This is a genomic window from Mesobacillus jeotgali (assembly GCF_002874535.1).
Taxonomy (GTDB): Bacteria; Bacillota; Bacilli; order Bacillales; family Cytobacillaceae; genus Mesobacillus; species Mesobacillus jeotgali.
This window is the reverse complement of record NZ_CP025025.1, coordinates 3,336,391-3,362,634: the sequence shown is the minus strand read 5'-3', so window position 1 is coordinate 3,362,634 and position 26,244 is coordinate 3,336,391. Positions and strand designations below refer to the sequence as shown.

At 43.4% G+C, this 26,244-nt stretch carries 23 protein-coding genes; 17 read left to right on the top strand and 6 right to left on the bottom strand.

Going from position 1 to position 26,244, the window contains the following annotated elements; all coding sequences use genetic code 11:
- The first annotated feature begins 126 nt into the window (after positions 1–126).
- Complete coding sequence (gene queF, locus CD004_RS17065) at positions 127–624, top strand: preQ(1) synthase (protein WP_102263855.1); 498 nt, start codon at positions 127–129, stop codon at positions 622–624.
- Between the two features lie 338 nt (positions 625–962).
- Here the strand turns inward: queF and CD004_RS17055 are convergent, their stop codons facing one another.
- The gene (locus CD004_RS17055) at positions 963–2,060 is read right to left on the bottom strand and encodes a M24 family metallopeptidase (protein ID WP_102263853.1); all 1,098 of its coding nucleotides are present in this window, start codon (positions 2,058–2,060) and stop codon (positions 963–965) included.
- A gap of 164 nt (positions 2,061–2,224) precedes the next feature.
- On the opposite strand from CD004_RS17055, the gene CD004_RS17050 reads away from it, so the two are divergent.
- The 3 genes from CD004_RS17050 (at position 2,225) to CD004_RS17040 (ending at position 4,713) form a co-directional block, all read left to right on the top strand.
- Positions 2,225–2,905: a metal-dependent hydrolase gene (locus tag CD004_RS17050; RefSeq protein ID WP_102263852.1), complete on the top strand. Its 681-nt coding sequence runs from the start codon at positions 2,225–2,227 to the stop codon at positions 2,903–2,905.
- Positions 2,906–3,009: 104 nt separating this feature from the next.
- On the top strand, positions 3,010–3,258 hold the full coding sequence (locus tag CD004_RS17045) for a hypothetical protein (RefSeq protein WP_102263851.1): 249 nt from the start codon (positions 3,010–3,012) through the stop codon (positions 3,256–3,258).
- Between the two features lie 135 nt (positions 3,259–3,393).
- Entirely contained in the window at positions 3,394–4,713 is a 1,320-nt protein-coding gene (locus CD004_RS17040; RefSeq protein ID WP_102263850.1) for a CBS domain-containing protein, read from the top strand.
- A gap of 77 nt (positions 4,714–4,790) precedes the next feature.
- Here CD004_RS17040 and CD004_RS17035 read toward each other — a convergent pair whose 3' ends face one another.
- Positions 4,791–5,087, bottom strand: a complete 297-nt coding sequence (locus CD004_RS17035; protein WP_102263849.1) for a YtpI family protein — start codon at positions 5,085–5,087, stop codon at positions 4,791–4,793.
- Between the two features lie 325 nt (positions 5,088–5,412).
- Here CD004_RS17035 and CD004_RS17030 point away from each other — a divergent pair, with 325 nt between their 5' ends.
- Entirely contained in the window at positions 5,413–6,348 is a 936-nt protein-coding gene (locus tag CD004_RS17030) for a DHH family phosphoesterase (protein WP_102263848.1), read from the top strand.
- A 60-nt stretch (positions 6,349–6,408) separates the two neighbouring features.
- Here CD004_RS17030 and CD004_RS17025 read toward each other — a convergent pair whose 3' ends face one another.
- The 3 genes from CD004_RS17025 to CD004_RS17015 all read right to left on the bottom strand — a co-directional run bounded on the left by CD004_RS17025 (position 6,409) and on the right by CD004_RS17015 (position 8,443).
- Positions 6,409–6,732: a hypothetical protein gene (locus tag CD004_RS17025; protein ID WP_102263847.1), complete on the bottom strand. Its 324-nt coding sequence runs from the start codon at positions 6,730–6,732 to the stop codon at positions 6,409–6,411.
- A gap of 874 nt (positions 6,733–7,606) precedes the next feature.
- The gene (gene ytrI / locus CD004_RS17020; RefSeq protein WP_102263846.1) at positions 7,607–8,113 is read right to left on the bottom strand and encodes a sporulation membrane protein YtrI; all 507 of its coding nucleotides are present in this window, start codon (positions 8,111–8,113) and stop codon (positions 7,607–7,609) included.
- Complete coding sequence (locus CD004_RS17015) at positions 8,114–8,443, bottom strand: sporulation membrane protein YtrH (protein WP_031308334.1); 330 nt, start codon at positions 8,441–8,443, stop codon at positions 8,114–8,116.
- 164 nt (positions 8,444–8,607) lie between these two features.
- On the opposite strand from CD004_RS17015, the gene dnaE reads away from it, so the two are divergent.
- The 8 genes from dnaE (at position 8,608) to CD004_RS16975 (ending at position 20,077) form a co-directional block, all read left to right on the top strand.
- Positions 8,608–11,958, top strand: coding sequence for a DNA polymerase III subunit alpha (dnaE, locus tag CD004_RS17010; RefSeq protein ID WP_102263845.1), 3,351 nt, complete (start codon positions 8,608–8,610; stop codon positions 11,956–11,958).
- Between the two features lie 235 nt (positions 11,959–12,193).
- Positions 12,194–13,432, top strand: a complete 1,239-nt coding sequence (locus CD004_RS17005; protein ID WP_102263844.1) for an NADP-dependent malic enzyme — start codon at positions 12,194–12,196, stop codon at positions 13,430–13,432.
- A 67-nt stretch (positions 13,433–13,499) separates the two neighbouring features.
- Positions 13,500–14,063 carry a FadR/GntR family transcriptional regulator gene (locus CD004_RS17000; RefSeq protein ID WP_233435034.1) on the top strand — a complete coding sequence of 188 codons (564 nt, stop codon included), beginning with the start codon at positions 13,500–13,502 and terminating at the stop codon, positions 14,061–14,063.
- Positions 14,064–14,237: 174 nt separating this feature from the next.
- Positions 14,238–15,116: an acetyl-CoA carboxylase, carboxyltransferase subunit beta gene (accD, locus tag CD004_RS16995; protein WP_102263842.1), complete on the top strand. Its 879-nt coding sequence runs from the start codon at positions 14,238–14,240 to the stop codon at positions 15,114–15,116.
- Positions 15,101–16,078 carry an acetyl-CoA carboxylase carboxyl transferase subunit alpha gene (gene accA / locus CD004_RS16990; RefSeq protein WP_102263841.1) on the top strand — a complete coding sequence of 326 codons (978 nt, stop codon included), beginning with the start codon at positions 15,101–15,103 and terminating at the stop codon, positions 16,076–16,078. The genes accD and accA overlap by 16 nt, the downstream gene beginning before the upstream one ends.
- 298 nt (positions 16,079–16,376) lie before the next feature.
- On the top strand, positions 16,377–17,336 hold the full coding sequence (gene pfkA / locus CD004_RS16985) for a 6-phosphofructokinase (RefSeq protein ID WP_102263840.1): 960 nt from the start codon (positions 16,377–16,379) through the stop codon (positions 17,334–17,336).
- A 32-nt stretch (positions 17,337–17,368) separates the two neighbouring features.
- Positions 17,369–19,129, top strand: a complete 1,761-nt coding sequence (gene pyk / locus CD004_RS16980; protein ID WP_102263839.1) for a pyruvate kinase — start codon at positions 17,369–17,371, stop codon at positions 19,127–19,129.
- Between the two features lie 561 nt (positions 19,130–19,690).
- Complete coding sequence (locus tag CD004_RS16975) at positions 19,691–20,077, top strand: FxsA family protein (protein WP_102263838.1); 387 nt, start codon at positions 19,691–19,693, stop codon at positions 20,075–20,077.
- A gap of 146 nt (positions 20,078–20,223) precedes the next feature.
- Here CD004_RS16975 and ytvI read toward each other — a convergent pair whose 3' ends face one another.
- The gene (ytvI, locus tag CD004_RS16970) at positions 20,224–21,351 is read right to left on the bottom strand and encodes a sporulation integral membrane protein YtvI (RefSeq protein WP_102263837.1); all 1,128 of its coding nucleotides are present in this window, start codon (positions 21,349–21,351) and stop codon (positions 20,224–20,226) included.
- A gap of 422 nt (positions 21,352–21,773) precedes the next feature.
- Here ytvI and CD004_RS16965 point away from each other — a divergent pair, with 422 nt between their 5' ends.
- The 4 genes from CD004_RS16965 (at position 21,774) to mdh (ending at position 26,209) form a co-directional block, all read left to right on the top strand.
- Positions 21,774–22,232 carry a DUF441 domain-containing protein gene (locus CD004_RS16965; protein ID WP_041966468.1) on the top strand — a complete coding sequence of 153 codons (459 nt, stop codon included), beginning with the start codon at positions 21,774–21,776 and terminating at the stop codon, positions 22,230–22,232.
- A gap of 368 nt (positions 22,233–22,600) precedes the next feature.
- Positions 22,601–23,716, top strand: coding sequence for a citrate synthase (gene citZ / locus CD004_RS16960; RefSeq protein ID WP_041966467.1), 1,116 nt, complete (start codon positions 22,601–22,603; stop codon positions 23,714–23,716).
- 195 nt (positions 23,717–23,911) lie between these two features.
- Positions 23,912–25,180, top strand: a complete 1,269-nt coding sequence (gene icd / locus CD004_RS16955; protein WP_102263836.1) for an NADP-dependent isocitrate dehydrogenase — start codon at positions 23,912–23,914, stop codon at positions 25,178–25,180.
- A 90-nt stretch (positions 25,181–25,270) separates the two neighbouring features.
- A complete protein-coding gene (gene mdh, locus CD004_RS16950; protein ID WP_102263835.1) occupies positions 25,271–26,209 on the top strand; it encodes a malate dehydrogenase in 939 nt (312 codons plus the stop codon).
- Positions 26,210–26,244: the final 35 nt, after the last annotated feature.

Here is a 26,244-nt window from a genome sequence, read left to right as displayed (position 1 = left end):
GACACCCTCTATAAAAAACTATGGCTTTGATTAATTCAACCATATCTCAGAGGATATGGTTTTTTATTTGATAAGCAGGGTTCCCGGCCTCAAATAGCGGCTGCAGATATATAGGAGGCTTTTAAAATGGCTGGAAGAAAAGATGAGGAAATGAAAGATTTGACATTGCTTGGCAATCAGGGAACGAAATACTTATTTGAATACAGTCCTGACATCCTAGAAACTTTTGAAAATAAGCATCCGTACAGGGACTACTTTGTAAAATTCAACACACCGGAATTCACAAGTCTTTGTCCAATAACAGGACAGCCTGATTTTGCTTCTATTTATATCAGCTACATTCCGGACAAGCTGATGGTGGAAAGCAAAGCGCTGAAACTGTATCTTTTCAGCTTCAGGAACCATGGTGATTTCCATGAAGATTGCATGAATATCATCATGAACGACCTGATTAAGCTGATGGACCCTCGATATATTGAGGTTTGGGGCAAATTCACCCCAAGAGGCGGAATCTCAATTGATCCATACACCAACTACGGCAAGCCTGGAACTAAGTACGAAGAAATGGCTGATTACCGGATGATGAACCATGATATGTACCCGGAAAAAGTAGATAATCGCTAATTATTGAAGAGCAGACACATGTGCTGCTCTTTTTTATGGAGCTTGTTTTCGCATTGAAAAATGCAGGAGTGATTTTTTGCAGCAGCAAAGTTTATAGAAAGAGCATTATTGGAAAAAAACACGGATATTTTCCAACCCGCTATAAAACGTTGAAACTCGCTATAAAAAGTGAAAAACTCGCTATAAAAGTGAAAAACTCGCTATATAAAAATGAAAGTCGCTATAAAAAATAAAAAGTCGCTATAAAAATTGTGAAGCGTTGTTTGCGCCAAGGAAATTAACCTTTTTAGCCAATAATAAACCGCCTGGTCACGTGATTCAGGCGGTTTTAATTTATTTTACGATACAAAAACCAATTCCTTAGGGAATTTCGTTAAAATCTCGATTCCATCTTCGGTAATGACGACATCATCTTCAATTCTTACGCCGGCTACACCTGGTACATAAATTCCCGGCTCAGCAGTGAACACCATGCCTTTTTCCATGATTAAAGGGTTCGTGCTTGTTAATGATGGATATTCGTGTACGCTGACTCCAAGTCCGTGTCCGAGGCGGTGAGGGAAGTAATCTCCGTATCCAGCTTCTTCGATCACATTGCGTGCAGCAAGGTCTACCTCTGAACATGCTACACCAGCTCGTGCTGTATCAAGAGCTTTCAGCTGTGCTTTTAGAACGGTGTTATAAATTTCTTCCTGCTGTTTATTGATTTCACCGTAAGCAACGGTCCTTGTGATATCTGAGCAGTAACCATCCATCACAACACCAAGGTCGAACAAGACGAGGTCACCTTTCTTGATCTTTGTCAGGCCTGGAGTACCATGGGGAGCAGCTGCATTTTTACCAGTAAGGACCATCGTTGAAAACGACATTTGCGTTACGCCTTTTTTCTTCAATTCATATTCAATCGCTGCAAGTACATCAAGCTCGGTCTTGCCTTCCTGGATTTCATTCACTCCTGTTTGGATAGCAAAATCAGCTAGCTCACACGCTTTTCTCAGTTTCTGCAATTCCTCTTCGGTTTTAATCATTCGCATCAGGCGAAGCTTTTCTTCAGCAGATACAAATTCAGACCCCCCAAAAAGGCCAGCCATTTTTTCATAACGCTCTACATTTAGTTGTTCCTTCTCAATGGCTGTTTTCTTGATGGAAGGAACACGCTTTTTGATCGCGTTGTAAGCCAATTCCATTGAATCATCCGTATCGCTGTATCCAATGATTTCAAGTCCCCATCCAGCGTTTTTCGCATTTTCTTTATCCATTGCCGGGCAAATCATGAAGGGTTCAGCATCCTGGAAAACAGCAACAGCCAGCAGTCTCTCGTGAGGATCGCTTAAAAATCCGCTCAGGTAAAATACATTGTCAGGAGATGTAACAAAAGTGACATCTACACCATTGTCCTTCATCCATCCTGATAATGCAGCCAATCTTTCAGTCATAGAAATTCCTCCTCTGATATGTACATCACACTATGAGAGTAGCAATTCACAAGTGAAAAGTAAAACTTTTACCGACGGGGCTAGGTGGGTATAAAGAAAAATGTAGCAGGAGATAAGCAAGAAACGTTGAAATATATAATGGATGATTGAAAGGAGCGATAACTATGAATGTATCTTATCACGGCCATTCTGTTGTTAAAATTGAAACAAATGGCAAGACAATCCTGATTGACCCATTCATCACCGGCAATGATCTTACTGATTTGAAGGTGGAGGATGTGAAGCCGGATGTCATCATCCTGACCCATGCACACGGAGACCATCTGGGGGACACGGTGGAGCTGGCTAAAAAACATGATTCACTTGTAATCGCAAACTTCGAAGTTGCTACATATTTAAGCTGGAAGGGCTTGAACACTCATGGCATGTCCATTGGCGGTGCTTATGAATTTGATTTTGGCAAGGTGAAAATGACACCAGCATTCCATGGCACAGGCATGGTCACTGAAAATAATGAAATCATTTATGGCGGCATGCCTGCTGGAATCCTGTTCATGGCAGAAGGCAAGACAGTTTTCCATGCAGGTGATACAGGATTATTCTCTGACATGAAGCTGATTGGCGAAAGGCACCCGATTGATCTGGCATTCCTGCCGATCGGTGATAATTTTACGATGGGACCGGAAGATGCTGCTTTGGCAGCAGAATTCCTGAATGCTAAGGAAGTCGTTCCGATTCACTTCAATACGTTTCCGCCAATCAAGCAGGATCCGCATGCTTTTGTAAAAATGCTTAAGAAAAACAAAGGCACCGTACTTGAAGCTGGAGAGGCAATTGAATTATAGAAATCACCGGCTGCACAAAAATTGTGCAGCTTTTTCTAATTTACATGCTTTTTTTAGCTCTGGAAGCATAGATATAAAATAAGACAACCTATAGGAGGGGGAACATGAAGAAAAACCGTTACTTGCTATACTTGCTGTTATGCGGCGTGATGCTATACATAGGAATGCCGGAGCTTAACTTCCAGGTTGGAGGGAAGGAAGCTTTGTTCGCCGGTTCATGGCTGTTCCTGGCATTTCTCGTTTTTGCAGGGAATCTGGCAGCCTTTTTATACACTCCAAAAAAGCGCGCCCGGAAAGCCGGCAGCAAAATGGAAGCCAACCTGAAAAGAAAATCACGCGTTTATACTGGCTGAGCGAATCAGCCAGTTTTTCTTTTTGCGATAAAAAACTCCTAAACCCTAATTAAATTGAATCCAACCCTTTAAAACCTTATAATGATAATGGATAGAACTACTTTGTACGGAAAATTATTAAAAAGGGTGAAAGTCTTGGCAACTAAGCATGAACAAATACTTCAATATATAGATGAATTGCCAATAGGAGAAAAGATATCGGTACGCCAAATCGCCAAGGCGCTTAACGTAAGCGAAGGAACTGCATACAGAGCCATAAAGGATGCTGAAAATAAAGGGTATGTAAGCACAATTGAACGTGTCGGCACCATCAGGATTGAGCGGAAAAAGAAAGAGAACATTGAAAAGCTTACTTTTGCCGAAGTCGTCAATATCGTCGATGGACAAGTACTGGGCGGTCGCGCCGGACTTCATAAAACATTGAATAAATTCGTCATCGGTGCAATGAAACTTGAAGCGATGATGCGTTATACAGGAGCGGGCAACTTGCTAATTGTCGGGAACCGCGATAAAGCGCATGAACATGCGCTAAGGGCAGGGGCAGCTGTTTTAGTGACCGGGGGCTTCGACGCCGAAGATCATGTGAAAAAGCTTGCAGATGAACTACAGCTGCCGATCATTTCAAGCAGTTATGATACTTTTACAGTAGCGACAATGATCAACCGTGCGATATACGACCAATTGATCAAAAAGGAAATCATCCTTGTCGAGGATATCCTGACGACGGTTTCTGAAACCATTTTTCTCAAAGCAGATGACCGGGTATCGGATTGGTACCGTCATAAGGATGAAACACTGCATAGCCGCTTCCCGGTAGTGGACCAGAATATGAAAGTAATAGGGATGATCACATCGAAGGACGTTATGGGGCATGAACAGGATATATTGATCGAGAAAATCATGACAAAGAATCCAATGACTGTAAGCGGATCGACGAGTGTCGCTTCAGCTGCCCACATGATGGTATGGGAAGGCATTGAGGTATTGCCGGTTGTGGATGATGCAAACAGGCTTCAGGGCATTGTCAGCAGGCAGGATGTATTGAAGGCTCTTCAAATGATCCAGCGCCAGCCGCAGGTAGGGGAGACACTCGATGATACCGTTACAAACCAGCTAGTTCTGGCAAAAGGGAAAACAAAGGATGAAGACATTTTCCGCTGTCAGGTGACTCCGCAGATGACGAACCACCTTGGAACGGTTTCATATGGTGTGTTTACGACCATCGTCACAGAAGCCGCAAACCGTGTGCTGCGGGGATATAAAAAAGGCGATCTTGTTGTTGAGAATATGACGATCTATTTTATGAAGCCTGTGCAGATCGACAGTGTCATAGAAATTTATCCGAAGGTTCTCGAGGTAGGAAGGAAGTTCGGTAAGGTCGATATCGAAGCCTTCAATGACGGAGTTCTCGTCGGGAAAGCGATGATGATGTGCCAGCTGATTGACAGGCACTAATGGATGTGGAATAGCTGAACAACCGGCATTAATAGATGTAAAAAGCCGATCCTTAACCGGATCGGCTTTATTGTGCCCTAATTTTCCTGTGCTTCCTTCGCAGCGTGAGGAAGGTAGAATTTATACGCTTTAATCCCGCCCCAGATGCTCAATGAACCAATGACAATGAATATGGCACCTACGATATATGTGACAGTAGTCTGGAAAAGGAACAGTTGGTTAATGCCGAATAGTGCGACGAATAATCCCAAAGCGATGCTGGACTTGGCTGACAGCCATTTTCGCTCAGCAGGCCGTTTGCTGCGAACATATTTGATCTTATAAAAGATATAAAAGACGAATGAAAGAACGATTAGTAGTACAAAAATAGGCATTTCATTTCCTCCACATTCAGAATCACTCCTATTTTACCGTTAATTTAATCAGAATGCCATACAGTTGACTTTGGGAAAAGAGGAAACATATAAGGTTTTCAGTGAAAAATACGTTTTATTTGCGAAAAAACATTTTTATTCGCAGAAAAGCAACTGTTATTCGCAAAAAAACATTTTTATTCGCAAAAACCACCTATTTATTCGCAAACTGGAAAAAAACGCGTTTTTTTTCCAGCTAAACACTTCCCGTAAAATGTCTTCCTGCTTTTCTTTTCCAAAAAATATGTTCATAATTAAGATATGAAAAAGGTGAAGGAGCATTTTAATGAAAGCGCAAATACTTGAAGCTATTGAAAATTATGAAACGATCATTATCCATCGCCATGTGAGACCGGATCCCGATGCTTACGGTTCACAGGGAGGACTGGCTGAAATCCTGAAGGCTTCGTATCCTGAAAAGAATATTTTTACTGTTGGAGCAGAGGAGCCATCGCTTAATTATCTGAGAAGGCTTGATACTATCTCTGACGATACTTTTAAAGGAGCTCTAGTCATTGTCTGTGACACGGCGAATGCTGAGCGGATTTGTGATGAGCGTTATCGTTTAGGGGAGCAGCTTGTGAAGATTGACCATCATCCAAATGAAGATCCGTATGGGGACCTGCAATGGGTGGAAACTTCTGCAAGTTCTACCAGTGAGATGATCTATGAGTTTTACCTAACTTTCAAGGATAAGGGCCTGAAAATGTCTGACGACGCAGCCAGATTGCTGTATGCCGGAATTGTTGGCGATACTGGCCGCTTCCTGTATCCAAGCACGACAAATAAAACATTTGCCTACGCGGGGGAATTGATTCACTATGACTTCTCGCGCACCGAGCTTTATGACAGAATGTATGAACTGGCACCGAATGTGGTGAAGTTGAATGGATACATCCTCCAGAACTTTGAACTGCTGGAAAATGGTGCGGCCAAGGTCGTAATGAAACGCGAACTGCTTGATCAATATTCAGTCAAGCCTTCTGAAGCATCATTGCTTGTAAGTGAATTGGGGAACGTCAAGGGGATCAAGGCCTGGGTATTCTTCATTGAGGAAGAAGATCAAATCAGGGTTCGCCTCCGTTCAAAAGGACCTGTGATCAACACCATCGCCAGGAATTACAATGGCGGAGGCCATCCGCTGGCCGCAGGTGCATCCATTTATTCATGGGATGATGTCGACAAAGTCCTTGGTGAACTAATTCAGGCCTGCAGGGAATAACACCCTTGAAACACAAAGCAAGGTGCGCTTCATAACTGAAACGCACCTTGCTGCCATCATTTATCTATTATTAAAATAAACCTTTAATGCACCAGTAATTTCCTCATTTGAACCATCTGTCTTGATTTTGTAGTGATCACCATCAAGCGATGCTGTAAAATCACTGATTCCTTGCTGTTTTAAGAAGTCATCAATGTCAGAAAGATTCTCACCTTGATTTTTAAGGCTTTTTTGACCAATAAAATCATCATTCACAAATACCTCATACTGGTCCTCATTTAATTTCACCTGGTTTTCCTGGTCACGGTTATTCATGGCGTACGCAGGGAATAAACCTCCGCCAACACCACTGCCGCTATTGCCTGCTCCGTTGTTAAAACTCATCTGAATCCCTCCAGCCTACATCTTCGAATTTATTTTTATATTTCCCGGTTTTATCAGACGTGACACAAACTGATAACAACTGGAGGGAATTACCTTTATTTATTGGTCGGATTGAGACAGCTCCTGTTAAAGCCGTAAAAAAAATCAAGACAGCTTTATTGGAAAGCCTCCACACCTGTCAAGAAAAAGTAAGTATTAAGACAGCTTTCGTGCAGAACCGTCCGAAGCTGTCAAAATAAATCCAGAATCGTGACAGCTTTCATGCGAAACCCAACAAAGCTGTCAAAATAAAGCCGGAATCGTGACAACTTTCATGTGGAACCCAACAAAGCTGTCAAAATAAATCCGGAATCATGACAGCTTTCGTGCAGAACCCTCCGAAGCTGTCAAAATAAAGCCAGAATCATGACAACTTTCATGAGGAACCCAACAAAGCTGTCAAAATAAATCCAGAATCGTGACAGCTTTCATGAGGAACACATCAAAGCTGTCAAAATAAAGCCGGAATCATGACAACTTTCATGCGAAACCCAACAAAGCTGTCAAAATAAAGCCAGAATCTTGACAGCTTTCATGAGGAACCCAACAAAGCTGTCAAAATAAAGCCGGAATCGTGACAACTTTCATGAGGAACCCAACAAAGCTGTCAAAATAAATCCAGAATCGTGACAGCTTTCATGAGGAACACATCGAAGCTGTCAAAATAAATCCAGAATCGTGACAGCTTTCATGCGAAACCCAACAAAGCTGTCAAAATAAAGCCGGAATCATGACAACTTTCATGCGAAACCCAACAAAGCTGTCAAAATAAAGCCAGAATCTTGACAGCTTTCCAAGGTTCTCCCCAGTTTTTGTACCAACACTAATAGCCAGTTTAATCAAGGCTAATCTCCACCTGGATGCTGACGGAGGTATAGATGACCATTGACTTGATTTTCAGTTTATAGCGCTTGTCATTCACCTTGATCGATTTGTTTTCAATCACTCTGGTGATCAAATCCCTGCTTTTAAAAACCGAATCCAAATCTTTGGCTAGCAGCATGTTGAGCTGCCCTTTGATTTCCTCCTCGATCTCATAGATGCTGAGTGTATCAAGATATTTTTTGTATTTTTGGTCGTTAACAATCTTCACTTTAATCTCCTGGACGGTCAGACTTTCCTGATTTTTTTTATTCAATTCCGCATAATCATCCATCCAGATTTGAATATCACTTTTTAATTCAGCAATCTCATCTTTTTGTTCATGTATGGTCTTCGCATTTTTTTCCAGGGATACACCATTGATATATAGGAACACACACCAGCTCAAGACAGCGCCTATAGCCATACCTGAAAAAAATCTCTGCCATTCCGGCCTGCGGTAATAAGGGGGGATTCTCATTTATACATGCTCCTGCGTCAGCCAGTTGATCAGAAGTGCACCAGTCTGCGCACCGCCCATGGCTGTTAGGATCAAAAGGAATTGCTTGAAAATATCCTTTGTTTCACCGTTCAAAAGCCCCCGTTCAAAGCTGTAGACGGTATCAAAGGTACCTCCGATCGCAGCAATAATGGCCCATATCCGGATGGAACTTGAGAATCGGGCAATTTCCGTCATTAAAGGCTGTCCTGTCAAAAATGCGGCCAATCCGCCAATCAGCGAGCCGCCAAGCAATACACCGAGCGCGATAAAATAGGCTTCGAAAAGATGGGAAGCAAATGGTTGATTCATATAAAACACCCTCAGTAAATATTTTTTCCTTGTAGTTCATCATATGGACAATCTGCATGCAATATGTTTAAACTTCCTTGCACAAATGAGAACATATTTTCTTTTTTTGCCTGAAAAGCCTATAATGAAAGAAGATGAACCTAACCTTTAAGGGTGTGAGAGAGATGCCATTTATTCACCTTCATGTCTATAGTGCATACAGCCTGCTCACGAGTACGGCGACAGTAGAGCAGCTAGTGCGCGATGCCAGGGCAAAGGGGTTTTCCGCACTCGCACTGACAGACCGCAATGTAATGTACGGAAGTGTCGCATTTTATAAAGAATGCCTGAGGAACTCGGTCAAACCACTGCTCGGCCTGACTGTTGACGTAGTCAGCCCGTCGTTGGAGCATGAGTCCTTTCCGCTTGTGCTGCTCGCGAAAAATAATGAGGGGTTTCAGAACCTGATCAAGATATCAAGTGCCGTACAGACAAAATCACCTGAGGGAATACCGGTAAAATGGCTGAAGCATTATGCTTCTGGACTATTTGCGCTCACTCCGGGAGCCCACGGAGAAATAGAATATTACTTAACCAACGGTGAAAAAGAGAAAGCGCTGGAGACGCTGGATTTATATAAGCAGATATTCGGCAAGGATCATTTTTACCTAGCCATTCAGGATCAGGGTCTTCCAGGCCAAAAGGAACTGGTTGGACTGCTGGCAAGGTTGGGCATGGAAACTAGCACTCCACTGGCTGCTTCCAACCAGGTGCATTATCTGGAAAAAGAAGATTCATTTGCTCAGGAGTGCCTGCTGGCGATCAGGAATGGAGAGAAACTCCAGAATGATGATCGTGAAAAACTGGGCAGCAGTGAATTTTACTTAAAGCCAGCAAAAGAAATGGGCGAGTTATTCTCAGAGTATCCTGAAGCATTGGAGAATACGCTGGAAATAGCGGAGAACTGCAATGTCATGCTTGACTTCGAAACAAGGCACCTGCCGAAATTCCCTGTTGTTCCGGGAAAGAATGCAGATGGAATGCTTGAAGAACTGTGCTTTCAGGGACTTGAAGAGCGGTACGGAAATCCGTCCCAACAACATATCGACAGACTGAAATATGAGCTGTCAATTATTAAAAAAATGAACTTCAGCGATTACTTCCTGATTGTGTGGGATTTCATAAAATACTCCAGGGAAAGGGGAATCCTGATCGGACCGGGACGTGGTTCGGCGGCTGGATCGATCGTTTCATATGTATTGTACATAACCGATGCCGACCCGATTGAACATAATCTTCTCTTCGAAAGGTTCTTGAATCCCGAGCGTATTTCGATGCCCGATATCGATATCGACTTCCCTGATAATCGCAGAGATGAAGTAATTGAATATGTAGCGTCAAAATATGGCGAGCTTCATGTAGCACAGATTGCCACTTTTGGAACACTCGCCGCGAAGGCAGCCGTAAGGGATGTTGGCCGCGTTTTCGGTTTGAACACGAAGGAGCTCGACCGGCTGTCAAGGCTTGTGCCATCGAGACTTGGCATCACCCTGAAAGATGCCATCAAGGAATCTGCCGGGTTAAGGGATTTTATTGAAGAATCCTCCAAGAATAAGAGAATCCTCGAAACGGCAATCAAGCTCGAAGGTTTGCCGCGGCATACTTCGACCCACGCTGCGGGAGTCGTAATCAGTGAACAGCCACTTACAAATGTCGTACCGATCCAATCCGGCCAGTCCAAAGTGTTCCTTACCCAATATTCAATGGACCACCTTGAAGAAATAGGTCTGTTGAAGATGGATTTCCTAGGATTAAGGAATCTGACATTAATAGATTCAATCCTTCACTCGATCCATCAAAAAACAAGGCGCAAGCTGGACATTCATGATATTCCAGTTGAAGATAAAGAAACATTCGAGATGCTTGGAAGGGGAGAGACGACTGGTATTTTCCAGCTGGAATCCGATGGTATGAGAAAAGTACTGATGAAGCTGGGACCCACAAGGTTTGAAGATATTGTCGCAGTCAATGCGCTTTACCGTCCAGGCCCGATGGAAAATATCCCGCTGTTCATAGACCGAAAGCACGGAAGGCAGCCTATAGATTATTACCATAAGGATCTTGAACCGATCCTCGGCGATACATACGGAGTTATCGTCTATCAGGAGCAAATCATGCAGATTGCATCACAGATGGCAGGATTTTCGTTAGGTGAAGCGGACTTGCTGAGGAGAGCTGTTTCAAAGAAGAAGAAGGAAGTTCTTGACCAGGAACGTGAACATTTTGTGAATGGGGCTTTAAAGAAAGGATATGACACGCAAACAGCGAACCTTATCTATGATTTGATTGTACGATTCGCAAACTATGGATTTAACCGAAGCCATGCGGTCGCATACAGTATGATTGCCTACCAGCTGGCGTACCTGAAAGCTCATTATCCGCTCTACTTTATGGCTGCGCTGCTTACTTCGGCAATCGGGAATGATGTGAAAATTGCACAGTATGCAAGAGAGCTGCAGCAAATGGAAATCAAACTTCTTCCTCCCTCGATTAACAGAAGTGCTTTCAGCTTTCAGCCAGAAGGGGATGTTGTCAGGTATAGCCTCGCGGGGATTAAAGGTGTAGGAATTGCCTCTCTCAAGGAAATATTCCAGGCGAGACGAAACCAGCCGTTTAAAGATATATTCGACTTTTGTATCCGAGTGCCTCAAAAGGCAGCCACAAGAAAAGTGCTCGAAGCATTGATTTATTCAGGTGCTTTTGATGAATTCGGACAGGACCGCGCTGTTCTTTTAGCGACGATTGATGTCGCGATTGAACACGCACAGCTGGTGGCTCCCGATGACTCCGGACAGATTGATATGTTCGCTGAAGCAGAGTTTTCTCTGAAGCCAAAGTATACCCAGGTCGACCCGATGCGGATTGAGGACAAGCTCAGCCTTGAAAAGGATGTTCTCGGAGTCTACTTATCCAAGCATCCCGCTTCTATTTACGAACAGGAATTCAAGGCAGCAGGTGTTAAAAAGATTGCTTCGAAATCCCCGGGAAGCAAGGTACGGCTTGGTGTTTATATTACAGAGGAAAAGAAGATCCGGACAAAAAAAGGTGAGGCAATGTCTTTCCTCACGATCAGCGATGCGAGCGGGGAAACAGATGCTGTGGTATTCCCGTCAGCATATAAACAATATGGACATGAGTTGGGCCAGGGGAAAATGGCGCTGCTGGAAGGGAAATTCGATGAACGTGAAGGGAAGAGCCAATTTATCGTACAACAAGTGCTCGACCTTGAAAAAGAAGCAGAACAAAAACCGGTTCTATATTTGCGGATTGCTAAAGGAACGGACAGTGCTGGCAAGATGAACGAGCTCAAAGCTTTATTGAAAAAACATCATGGCGCTGTACCGGTAATAGTGTATAACGAAGAAACCGAGAAATCACTTTTGCTGCCGGGCGAGTTCAGCATTAATGCAGAACGTGGAAGTATGGGAGAGTTGAAGAAGGTATTGGGTGACAATAATGTTGTCCTGAAAAATTAGTTCTTTACAAGTATAATAGATGTGTTATATTGGAAAAGGATATGTGTGGTCAGACCACTGTAGTAGGCAAACTTTTTTTATAACCAGGTATTTTTTCGCTTATAATTGTCGTTTTGGAAGAAATGCTGTCTTCCTCATTCTCGGGCTTAAACAAGTTATTTCATGGTCGGAATTGAGCAAGACAGAAGTGCCAACCTTTGGCGAAGAAAGCCTATAACTAAGGAGTGGACCTGAGTTGACTTTACGTGAAGAAGCTTTGCACATGCACCGTGTAAACAAAGGGAAATTAGAGTCAAAATCAAAAGTGCCTGTAAGGAATGCAAGAGATTTGAGTCTTGCTTATTCGCCGGGTGTGGCGGAGCCTTGCAAGGAAATATACGATAAGCCTGAAACCGTTTATGATTATACAATGAAAGGCAATATGGTAGCCGTTGTCTCTGATGGCACAGCAGTTTTAGGCCTTGGAAATATCGGTCCCGAAGCTGCGCTTCCAGTAATGGAAGGGAAAGCTGTTCTCTTCAAGAGCTTTGCTGGCGTCGATGCCTTTCCAATCTGTTTGAATACAACGGATGTAGATAAAATTGTCGAGACTGTAAAACTGCTTGAGCCGACATTCGGTGGAGTCAACCTGGAGGACATCGCAGCGCCAAACTGCTTCGCTGTAGAAGAACGTTTGAAAAAAGAAACGAATATTCCGGTATTCCACGACGACCAGCACGGAACTGCAATTGTAACAGTGGCTGGCCTCGTTAACGCGCTGAAAATTGTCGGCAAAAAAATGAACGAAATCAAAGTGGTCGCAAACGGAGCAGGAGCTGCAGGAATTGCTATCATTAAGCTTCTATATTCATACGGAGTCCGTGACATCATCATGTGCGATACAAAGGGTGCGATCTATGAAGGACGCCCTAACGGGATGAATGCGATCAAGGACGAAGTTGCTAAATTCACCAACCGTGACAACGTTGAAGGATCCCTCTCGGATGCTATCAAAGACGCGGATGTGTTTATCGGAGTATCCGTCGCTGGAGCGTTGACTTCTGAAATGGTCCAATCGATGAATAACGATCCAATTATTTTTGCGATGGCTAATCCAGTACCGGAAATCATGCCAGAGGAAGCAAAGGCAGCAGGAGCGGCAGTAATTGGCACAGGCCGATCCGACTTCCCTAACCAGGTGAACAATGTACTTGCATTCCCTGGAATTTTCCGCGGTGCATTGGATGCTAGGGCTACCCATATCAATGAAAAGATGAAGGTGGCTGCTGTAGATGCAATCGCCAGTCTGATCGAGGAATCCGAGCTTTCTAGTGATTACGTAATCCCAGGCCCATTTGATCCGCGTGTAGCTCCTGCTGTTGCAGCGGCTGTAGCGAATGCAGCGATGGAAACGGGCGTCGCGCGAATCAAAGTGGATCCAGAAGAAGTCAAAGAGCGCACCAAGCGTCTAGCATTGATTGGAAAAGGTGAGTGATCTCTTAGTGGCACAGCCTGAAAAAAACACAAAAGTTTATGTGGAAATCGTCAGGCAGCTAAGGGAAATGATTAATAAAGACGGCTTAAAGCCAGGAGATAAAATCCCATCCGAACGTGAACTTTCAGAGCGCCTGAATGCCGGGCGCTCCTCCGTTCGCGAGGCATTGCGTGCCCTCGAGCTTCTCGGTTTGATCGAGACGAGAAGAGGAGAGGGAACGTTTATCAGGGACTTCCGCGGCAACCAGCTTGTCCAATTATTAAGCACCTTTATCCTGCAGGATGAAAAAGCCAAAGATGATGTGGTAGAAACAAAAAATATGATTGAGGTCGATTGTCTTTATCTTGCGGCTGAAAAGTTTAAGGAAGACGAAATCAAAAGATTAAAGACCTGGATAGATGACCATAATTTTGAGGACGAGGAATTTTTCAGGAAAATTGCCGAACTTGCTGACAATCATCTTTTTTATCGGATCTGGTATATATTGAATGATTATTATAATGCACTTCAGCTGAAAGTATCGCCGGCTGAAAAAGCCGATTATCACAAACTGGTAGACTCGCTTGAAACAACAAGAGGAGACCTGATCCTCGAAAGGTATCGCATGCTGCGGAAAATGTCGACAGAATGACGACATGAAGTAACATCTTTTGTAGAAAGGATGTTATATACTTGTGGACATGCCTATGATGCCTGGAGGGCAGCCTCTCTTTCTTTTTTGAAATAGTGGTCTGGCCACTTAGTGCTTTGTGACTAAATTTAGGATATTACAAAATAACTAGCATTACTCGGAGGGGGTTATAACTTGCTTAAGGAACTTTTTACGAAAACGAAAAAGAAAAAGTATGCGACAATTCCTTCTGAAGCAGCAAAGCAGGATGTTCCTGAAGGAATCATGACAAAATGCCCGAACTGCAAGAAAATCATGTATACGAAAGAACTGAATAAAAATTGCAAGGTGTGTTTCCAGTGCGGTTACCACCATCAGATGAATTCAGCAGAGCGAATCGACAGCTTCCTCGATGCAGGAAGTTTCCGCGAGTTGGATCGCGAGATGATTTCAGGCAATCCATTAGGATTTCCAGGATATGAGGATAAGCTCGAAAAGGACCGGGAAAAAACAGGATTAAATGAAGCGGTAGTTACCGGATTAGGCAGTGTGAATGGACTTGATGTCGCTATAGCGATCATGGATGCGACTTTCAGGATGGGAAGCATGGGTTCCGTCGTAGGTGAAAAGATTACGAGAGCGATTGAAAAAGCAGATGAATTATCGATACCATTTATCATTTTTACCGCTTCTGGAGGGGCCAGGATGCAGGAAGGTGTCCTGAGTTTGATGCAAATGGCGAAAACAAGCGTCGCATTGAAAAGGTTCAGTGATAACGGCGGGTTGATCATCTCTATTATGACTCATCCGACAACAGGTGGAGTTTCCGCGAGTTTTGCCTCGCTTGGCGACTACAATCTAGCAGAACCTGGAGCTTTGATTGGCTTCGCAGGACGCAGGATCATTGAACAGACAATCCGCGAAGAGCTGCCTGAAGACTTCCAGACATCTGAATTCTTACTGAAGCATGGACAGCTTGATGCTGTGATCTCGAGAACAGAATTGAAAGATAAAATCTCAGGAATACTTGAAATCCATCAGCCAGGAGGGACTTTCGAATGGCAGGAGAACTAGAATTTGAGAAACCAGTAATAGAGCTCAGGAATAAAATCAGTGAGCTCAAGGAATTTACGAAGAATACTGATGTAGATCTTACGGCGGAAATTGATAAATTGGAAACAAGACTGCAAAAACTTGAATCTGAAATTTACGAGAACATGAAACCGTGGGACAGGGTGCAGATTGCTCGCCATCCAAATCGACCGACAACGCTTGAATATATCTCCTTACTGTTCACCGACTTCTTCGAATGTCACGGTGACAGGTCATATGGAGATGATGAAGCAATTGTTGGCGGTATTGCCAAGTTTCATGGCTATCCTGTGACAGTCATTGGCCATCAGCGCGGAAAAGATACAAAAGAAAATATCCGCAGGAATTTTGGTATGCCACATCCTGAAGGTTACAGGAAAGCTTTGCGTTTAATGAAACAAGCTGAAAAGTTCAGGCGGCCGATCATTTGCTTTATCGATACTAAGGGGGCTTACCCTGGAAAAGCGGCAGAAGAGCGGGGGCAAAGTGAGGCGATCGCCCGCAATCTATTCGAGATGGCAGGACTCACCGTACCGGTAATCTGTGTGGTCATTGGTGAAGGCGGAAGTGGTGGAGCATTGGCGCTTGGAGTCGGCAATTACATTCATATGCTCGAGAACTCCACGTACTCTGTGATCTCGCCTGAAGGAGCAGCTGCTATTCTTTGGAAAGATTCCACTTTGGCGAAAAAAGCAGCCGAAACAATGAAGATAACAGCACCAGACCTTAAAGGACTAGGTATCATTGATGAAATCATCCCAGAAGTAAAGGGCGGTGCTCATAAAGATTTAAAGCAGCAGGCAAAGTATATGGATAAAGTGTTAAAAGACTCAATGTCCGAACTGCTTGTTCTAGATGAAGAGACACTCCTGAGCCAGCGCTACGAAAAATATAAACGAATTGGAGAGTTTTCGTTTCCATCAGAATTTATAGGGGTAAAATAAAACGTGCGAAACAGCACGTTTTATTTTTTATTTTATAAAATTAAAGCTTGACAACTTGGACATGTGCCTAAATGCAGCCATCAATGCGAAGGGAGATGTGCTAAAATCCCCATTGAAGCGCTTGCAATTACGTGATAATTCCGTCTTATTGTCAATATTGAGGATTCAGTTGAGATAAGGTATTCTACGTGGTATTTTAGAAATATTCCCGGGTATTCTGTTCATAATAAGATAAGCTAATAACAGGATACTACAGTGATTAGTTTTTGGTACAGTACATACTGAATGAGGTGAAATGATGAAAAGAATTGGTGTTTTGACGAGCGGCGGGGATTCACCCGGCATGAATGCAGCTGTACGTGCGGTTGTCAGGAAAGCGATTTACCATGATGTAGAGGTTTATGGTGTATTTGGCGGATACGCTGGTTTGATGAGCGGAAATATGAAAAAGCTGGAGCTTGGTTCGGTTGGTGACATCATCCATCGCGGCGGAACATTCCTATATTCCGCGAGAAGTGAAGAATTCAAGACAAAAGAAGGCCAGCAAAAAGGGATCGAGCAATTAAATAAGCTCGGTATTGACGGACTTGTTGTCATTGGCGGAGATGGATCTTACAGAGGTGCAAAGGCGTTGACTGAACAAGGCTTCCCTTGTGTCGGTGTACCTGGAACCATCGACAATGATATTCCAGGAACTGAGTTCACAATCGGATTTGATACTGCGCTTAATACTGTCATCGATGCAATCGATAAAATCCGTGATACTGCTTCTTCACATGAAAGAACGTTTGTTGTCGAAGTAATGGGGCGCAACGCTGGGGATTTGGCATTATGGTCTGGTCTGGCAGGCGGTGCGGAAACTATCCTGATTCCTGAGGATCCGCATGATATGAAGGACATAGCTCGCCGTCTGAAAAAAGGCCATGAACGTGGTAAAAAACACAGTATCATTGTTGTAGCGGAAGGTGTCATGAACGGTTATGACTTTGCGAAGCAACTGCAAGAAGAGACTGACTTTGATACACGTGTAACGGTCCTTGGCCATGTTCAGCGCGGAGGAACGCCTACAGCATTCGATCGCGTACTTGCAAGCAGGCTGGGAGCACGGGCAGTAGAGCTTTTATTGGAAGGCAAAGGCGGACGTGCTGTTGGAATGGAAAAGAATCAATTAGTTGATTACGATATCATCGAAGCATTGGCAAAAGAGCATACTGTTGACTTGAACTTATATAAATTATCGAAAGAGCTTTCTATTTAATCTCTTTACAGTAAACCAGGAGGTTGCAAGCTATGCGCAAAACAAAAATTGTTTGTACAATTGGTCCCGCAAGTGAAAGTGTAGACAAATTAGTTCAATTGATTGAAGCAGGTATGAATGTTTCCCGTCTTAATTTCTCACACGGAAATCACGAGGAACACGCAGCGCGTATCAAGAATATCAGAGAAGCTGCTGAAAAAACAGGGAAGAAGGTAGGTATCCTTCTTGATACAAAAGGCCCTGAAATCCGAACGAATGATATGGAAAACGGAGCGATCGAGCTTACGACAGGCCAGGAATGCATCGTTTCCATGACAGAGGTTCTGGGTACAGCTGAAAAGTTCTCTGTTACTTATGACCAATTGATTGATGATGTACATCCAGGAGCGAAAATCCTTCTTGATGACGGATTAATCGGTCTGGAAGTTATCAGCATCGATAAGTCTAACAATGAGATTAAAACCAGGGTTCTAAACAGCGGAACTCTTAAGAATAAAAAAGGTGTGAACGTACCAGGTGTTTCTGTTAACCTGCCGGGAATCACTGAAAAAGACGCTAAGGATATCCTATTCGGTGTAGAGCAAGGTGTAGATTTTATTGCAGCATCATTTGTGCGACGTGCGACAGATGTGTTGGAAATCCGCCAGCTTCTTGAAGAAAACAATGGTTCCAATATCCACATTATCCCTAAGATCGAAAATCAGGAAGGCGTCGACAACATCAATGAAATCCTTGAAGTTTCAGATGGCCTGATGGTTGCCCGTGGAGACCTTGGTGTTGAAATCCCGGCTGAAGAAGTACCACTAGTGCAAAAAGAACTGATCAAAAAGTGCAATACACTTGGAAAGCCTGTTATCACGGCAACCCAGATGCTTGATTCCATGCAGCGCAATCCGCGTCCGACACGCGCAGAAGCAAGTGACGTAGCAAATGCGATCTTTGATGGTACAGATGCTATTATGCTTTCTGGTGAAACAGCTGCAGGACAATATCCTGTAGAAGCTGTACAGACAATGCATAATATCGCATCACGTGCAGAACAAGCACTTGATCATAAAGAACTTTTATCAGCTCGCAGTAAAGATACAGAGCACAATATCACAGATGCTATCGGACAATCGGTTGCACATACAGCGTTGAACCTTGAAGTGAACGCAATCATCACACCGACTGAAAGCGGCCATACAGCACGTATGATTTCAAAATACCGCCCGAAGGCTCCAATCATTGCAGCAACATCGAATGATCATGTTCTTCGCCGCCTGGCACTAGTTTGGGGAGTATATCCACAGCTTGGCCAGAAAGCTGAAACAACAGACGAAATGCTCGCAATCGCAGTAGAAGAAAGTGTGAACAGTGGTCTTGTATCCCACGGTGACCTTGTTGTCATCACAGCTGGTGTACCGGTTGGAGAAGCAGGCACAACTAACCTGATGAAGATCCATGTAGTAGGCGATATCCTTGCAAAAGCTCAAGGTATCGGACGCAAATCTGCATACGGAAGAGTAGTCGTAGCAAAGGATGCACAAGAAGCAATCAGTAAGGTAAAACAAGGCAGCATCCTTGTAACAATCGGCTCAGACCGCGAAATGGTCCCTGCGCTTGAGAAGTGCAGCGCCTTGATTACAGAAGAAGGCGGTTTGACAAGCCATGCGGCAGTAGTCGGATTGAACCTTGGAATCCCTGTGATCGTAGGCGTAGAAAATGCAATGAAGCTTTTTGAAGATGGCCAGGAAATTACGGTAGACTCAGCAAGAGGCGTCATCTACAAAGGACATGCGAGTGTTTTATAATCATCAAATAAAGCGTGAAATCTTACCAGATTTCACGCTTTTATTTATACTTGTAATTACCCCAAGTTCAGACAGCTTTCATGGAAAATGAGGAAAAGCTGTCAGAAGTTAGTCCAAGTTCAGACAGCTTTCATAGGAAACGAGGAAAAGTTGTCCGAAGTCACCTCAAGTTAGGACAGCTTTCATAGGAAAAGAGGAAAAGTTGTCCGAAGTCACCTCAAGTTCAGACAGGTTTGAGAGGAAAACAAGAAAAGCTGTCAAAAGAAGAGCCAACTTCAGACAGGTTTGAGAAGAAAACGAGAAAAGCTGTCAAAAGAAGGGCTAACTTCAGACAGGTTTGAGAGGAAAACAAGAAAAGCTGTCAAAAGTAGAGCCAAGTTCAGACAATGCAGCGTGTAAACTTGCTCGAAATGTCCGAACTCGATCAATCCAGGTTCAGTCATGCTATATATCTTCATTCGTTCTTTTCATTACAATTCTCCACCAATCATATTATTGTATTCTCACCACCTCGCCACGTATAATAGAAGGACACGCTATTCCAAAACATTGAGGTGGAGAATGAAATATATTTTTTTGTTTTTAGTTATTGTCCCGGCTGCTGAGATTGGTGTCTTGCTTCTTTCAGGTCAAACGATTGGGATTTGGCCGACGATTCTTCTCATCATCCTTACAGGTTTCCTCGGGGCATTTCTGGCCAAGCAGCAGGGTTTGGAAACGATAAGAAGAACTCAGGACCAGTTAAGTAGAGGCATGATGCCAGGCGATGTCATCCTGGATGGAGTCAGCATCTTAGTCGGCGGCACTCTTCTCCTGACACCGGGCTTCATTACTGACACTCTTGGATTTTTACTTCTGGCACCACCGACCAGGAAGTTTTTCAAAGCTTTAATGCTCAGATTATTCCGTAACTGGATTGATAAAGGTACAATCAAAGTAATTCGTTAACATAGAAGATCGCAAGCGCTGAAGCTGGACAAATAGAAAACGCCAACCGACTGGGTTGGCGTTTTTTGTTCAATCTATTTTTTAGGTGAAAAGGGTTTTTCATTCCAAGAATAGATGCTGATTGGGATAAGCTTGAAGTAATAAACTTATTTTATAATCACTTCATCTTTGCCTTTGATGAATGCCCAAATATCCCGGAACACATTCGCGCGTTGCAGTGTATTGAAAATCACCAGAATGACTGGACCGACAATCAGTCCGAGGAAACCGATGGTCTTGAAGCCAACGAACAAAGCAATCAAGGTGGCCAACGGGTCAAGCCCAATGCTTGATGAGAGTATTTTTGGCTCCATGATCTGCCTCTGTACCAATACGACAACATACAAGACCCCTAAACCGATGGCAGTACTCATCTCTCCGGCAATAGCCTCATAAATGATCCACGGGACAAAGACAGCACCTGTACCGAGATATGGAATGATGTCAACGATACCGGTAACCAGGGCAATCGTGATGGCATAATCGACACGAAGGATCAGCAAACCAATCAGGATAATGACGGTAGTGATCGACACCAGTGTAGCCTGCGCCCTGACAAAACCAAATAATGCTTTTTTTAAATCGTCAAAAACAGTCTTGCTGCTCGTCCTTGCTCGATTAGGCAAAAACCTGGTACCCATCGCCGATAATCTATACCAGTCTTTACTTATGAAGAAAGTGCCTAATAATGAGAAAATAAGGACAGTTGCTGCATTCGGGAACCAGGACAGAATGTTGGGGATTTTTTCAAAAAAGTCCTTGATGAAATTCCCTGTCGTTGTCCCGATGGTTGCGCCAACGTTTTGGATATTATCCATTATAGTATCCTGCTGCCCCGATTCAAGACTTTGGAACATGCCTGTTAGCTGGTTGTAAAGTGGAATTAGTTGAGCAGCAAATGAATGTTCAATATAATCAATCAAAGTAACCAGATGTTCAGGAACAACCTTCGCTAAATATTCAGCTCCTGAAGCTATCTCGACAACAAGCAATGTGATCAGTCCTGCGAACACCAACATGATCAACACAAGTGAAATGAGTACCGCCAGAGACCGGGGCATTTTTGCCCGCTCCTGGAAAAAGTTGACGAGCGGATTCATCATAAAAGCAATCAGGAAGCCGATGATGAATGGGTAAGTTACCTTGGAAACGAAAAAAAGTGCAAGTGCGCCAGCTATAACGATACCGATAACGAAAATAAAACGTAATGTCCTATGTAGGTATACTAGATTCAAACAGGTTCCTCCTTTTGGAATGGCCAACTGGATGCCAATACTGTTTGTATATCTTAAAAGCTTGATGCCAGTCCTGAAAGTTTCCTAAAATATACGGCTTATATTTTTAAAAGATTCGATTAAATTTAAAAAATTCCTTTAAAATACAAAATATCTTAGAGAATGACTTTTTTGATGTGCAGAGATGCAAACAAAGTTATTTTATTAGCGTCCGGGAAACTTTAGATATGGAATTCGTAAAAAGGCTGTCAATTAAATAATGAATTTAGCTCGAAGCAGTTTATTTCAAAAGTGAAATTGTGCATTTAAACAATCATCAAAAGCGTATAATCAGTTGGTGCAACAACCTTTAATCCTACCTGTTTGGTGTAATATTTTTAATTATGTTACAATAGTTTTAACCGTGGAGGGATGACAAATTTATGCTTGAGCCTATGCTTTTTTTACTAACTTTATTGGCGATTGCTTTTCTGGCGAAAAACCAATCGTTAATTATTGCGGTACTGGTCCTGCTTGTGATGAAGATTGCGGGTGTTGAAGCCAAAACATTTTCGCTGCTCCAGGGTAAGGGTATTAACTGGGGAGTGACGGTTATCACTATTGCTGTCCTAGCACCCATTGCCAGCGGTGATATTGGCTTCAAAGATTTAGGTGGTGCTTTCAAGTCACCCTATGCATGGATTGCACTAATATCCGGTATGGCAGTTGCTCTGCTTGCGAAAGGCGGAGTTACCTTGCTGGCCGAAGATCCCCATATAACGACCGCTCTTGTCCTGGGAACAATTCTGGCCGTATCATTATTCAAAGGAGTAGCAGTTGGTCCTTTGATTGGTGCTGGCATTGCATTTGCAGCTATGAAAATCTTCGAATTATTTAAATAGCCTTTTTGTAAAATAATATTTTATATTGATTTAAGTTGTTTTCATTCACAAATGTCAGATAATTGTTTATAATAGGACTTGTAACTGCTTCCATCCCCCTTCATAGGCTTGGGGATGGAGAAAGTATCCACGGTTTTTTTATTTAACAAAATGTAAGCATTTTCTTTTTGCCGGTTGCCTGAGCAAGCGCTCGATACCCATCGTGTTTAGGGCATTTCGGCTGGAATCGGTCTGTCGCCGGCGTATGGTCCGGCTTTTCGTATAAAGTGTCAGAAATTTCTTTTTTCTGATATCGCTGTATTTAACAGCAAATTATTATGCAGACAAAATGGGATATGGGGAAATTAACTACAAAGGAGAGATTGAGTATGACAGTAACACGTGGTCTTGAAGGGGTAGTGGCAACAACATCTTCTATCAGCTCTATTATCGATGACACGCTGACTTATGTAGGCTATGACATTGACGATCTGGCTGAAAATGCTAGTTTCGAAGAAGTGATTTACTTATTATGGCACCGTAAGCTTCCTACAGCAGCAGAATTGGACGAATTGAAAAAGCAGCTTGCAGAGAATGCCGCTTTGCCAAAGGAAGTTCTTGAGCATTTCAAGATGTACCCGATCGATAAAGTCCATCCGATGGCTGCAGTTCGCTCGGCTGTATCTCTTTTAGGGTTATATGATGATGAATCAGATGTAATGGAAAAAGAAGCGAATTACCGCAAAGCAATCCGCCTCCAGGCTAAGATGCCAGCTATCGTTACGGCTTTCGCAAGAGTAAGGAAAGGTCTTGAGCCAATCGCGCCAAGAGAAGACCTTAACTTCGCGGCAAACTTCCTTTACATGCTGACTGGGGAAGAGCCAGATGAAATAGCAGTAGAAGCAATGAACAAGGCGCTAGTGCTTCATGCTGACCATGAGCTTAACGCTTCAACATTCACTGCGCGTGTCTGTGTTGCAACACTATCTGATGTTTATTCTGGTGTTACAGCTGCGATCGGTGCATTGAAAGGCCCTCTTCATGGAGGAGCAAATGAAGCAGTTATGAAAATGCTTACTGAAATCGGCACTCTTGAAAATGTTGAGCCTGCAATCCGCGGAAAGCTTGCGAACAAAGAAAAGATCATGGGCTTTGGACATCGCGTATACCGCCTGGGAGACCCACGCGCGAAACATTTGAGGGAAATGTCCAAGAGGCTGACTGGGCTGACTGGTGAACCTCACTGGTACGAAATGTCCACTAAGATTGAAGAAATCGTTACAGGCGAAAAGAATCTTCCGCCAAATGTGGACTTCTACTCAGCATCTGTATACCACAGCCTTGGCATCGACCATGACCTGTTCACGCCGATTTTCGCTGTAAGCCGTGTTTCAGGATGGCTTGCACATATCCTCGAACAGTATGACAACAACCGCCTGATCCGCCCTCGTGCAGACTATACAGGTCCTGGCAAGCAAGAATATGTTGCCATCGAAATGAGATAATTATCAGAGATAAAGGAGCAATATTTTACTTTTCAGTGAAAAATTGTTCTAATAGGAGAGTGAAGGAAGCTGGTTATCCAAACAATTTCTTAATAATTCGAGGATACACGGCTTCCCAAAAGAAGGTTAGTGGCAATCGCGCCTGCTAACCTTTGATTATGTTAATGAATTAGGATTTTGGAGGGAGAGAATAATATGCAAGGTGAAAAAATCACAGTTAAAGATGGAGTTTTAAACGTACCAAACAACCCAATCGTTCCTTTTATCGAAGGTGACGGCACAGGTCCAGATATCTGGGCAGCTTCTGTCCGCGTTCTTGATGCTGCTGTTGAAAAAGCATACAAGGGTGAGCGCAAGATTGTCTGGAAGGAAGTTCTTGCTGGAGAAAAGGCATTCAACCAAACTGGTGAGTGGCTTCCAAGCGAAACTTTAGAGTTGATCAATGAATACTTAATCGCGATTAAGGGACCTTTAACAACACCAATCGGCGGCGGAATCCGCTCTCTTAACGTTGCATTGCGCCAGGAATTGGATCTATTCGTGTGCCTGCGCCCTGTTCGCTGGTTCGAAGGTGTTCCTTCTCCGGTAAAGCGTCCTCAAGACACTGACATGGTTATTTTCCGTGAAAATACTGAAGATATCTATGCTGGTATCGAGTATGCAAGCGGATCTGATGAAGTCAAAAAACTTCTTGAATTCCTGCAAAACGAAATGGGTGTAAACAAAATCCGTTTCCCTGAAACTTCAGGTATCGGAATCAAGCCTGTTTCGAAAGAAGGAACAGAGCGCCTTGTACGTTCAGCGATCAATTACGCCATCACAGAAGGCCGTAAGTCATTAACGCTTGTACATAAAGGCAATATCATGAAGTTCACAGAAGGCGCGTTCAAAAACTGGGGATATGAACTTGCTGAAAAGGAATTCGGTGATAAGGTATTCACATGGGCTCAGTATGACAAGATTAAGGAAGAACAAGGTACTGATGCAGCAAACAAAGCTCAGGCTGATGCTGAAGCTGCTGGCAAGATCATCGTTAAAGATGCGATTGCAGATATCTTCCTTCAGCAAATTCTTACACGTCCGAAAGAGTTCGATGTTGTTGCAACAATGAACCTTAACGGAGACTACATTTCTGATGCACTTGCAGCACAGGTAGGCGGTATCGGTATCGCTCCTGGAGCAAACATCAACTATGAAACTGGCCACGCTATTTTCGAAGCGACACATGGTACAGCTCCGAAATATGCTGGTTTGGATAAAGTTAACCCATCTTCTGTTATCCTTTCAGGCGTTCTTATGCTTGAGCACCTTGGCTGGACTGAAGCAGCTAACTTAATCGTCAAGTCAATGGAAAAATCAATTGCATCAAAGGTTGTAACATATGACTTCGCTCGTTTGATGGATGGCGCTACAGAAGTCAAGACTTCTGAGTTCGGTGATGAACTGATCAAGAACATGGGCTAAAAATGTGCGGAAGGCTATCCTTTTTAAGGATAGCCTTTACATAAATAACATATATTTTTAAAAATATATTCGTTCTGAGGAGGAAGCCTTATGTCATTGAAACGCAAAAAGATTTCAGTCATTGGTGGAGGATTCACAGGAGCAACAACAGCATTCTTGCTAGCACAGAAGGAACTTGGGGATGTAGTATTAGTCGATATCCCGCAAATGGAAAACCCTACAAAGGGTAAGGCGCTTGATATGCTAGAAGCGAGCCCAGTCCAAGGCTTTGACGCGAATATTACCGGTACTTCCAGCTATGAAGATACGAAAGACTCAGATATCGTTGTTGTTACAGCTGGTATTGCGCGCAAACCTGGCATGAGCCGTGATGACCTTGTCCAGACGAACCAAAAAATCATGAAAAGTGTAGCCCAGGAAATTGCCAAGCACTCCCCTGATAGTTTCATCGTTGTATTGACTAATCCAGTTGATGCGATGACTTACACTATTTTCAAAGAGTCGGGCTTTCCTAAAAATCGCGTAATCGGCCAATCGGGCGTATTGGACACTGCTCGTTTCCGTACATTCGTAGCCCAGGAATTAAACCTATCTGTTAAAGACGTTACAGGTTTCGTTCTTGGTGGCCACGGCGATGACATGGTTCCACTTGTGCGTTATTCATATGCAGGGGGCATTCCTCTTGAAACACTTATTCCAAAAGAACGCCTTGATGCCATCGTTGAACGCACTCGCAAAGGCGGCGGCGAAATCGTCAACCTACTTGGAAATGGCAGCGCTTACTATGCGCCGGCAGCTTCCCTGGTTGAAATGTGTGAAGCTATCTTGAAGGATCAGCGACGGGTATTGCCTTCTATTGCATATCTAGAAGGAGAGTATGGATACGAAGGAATTTACCTTGGAGTTCCAACAATCCTTGGCGCTGGCGGGATCGAAAAAGTAATCGAGCTTGAATTGACTGCAGAAGAAAAAGCAGCACTTGATAAGTCTGCAGAAGCAGTCCGCAACGTCATGGCTGTACTTGCTTAATCGATAGCGTATTTAATAGTAAATAAAAATCGGGG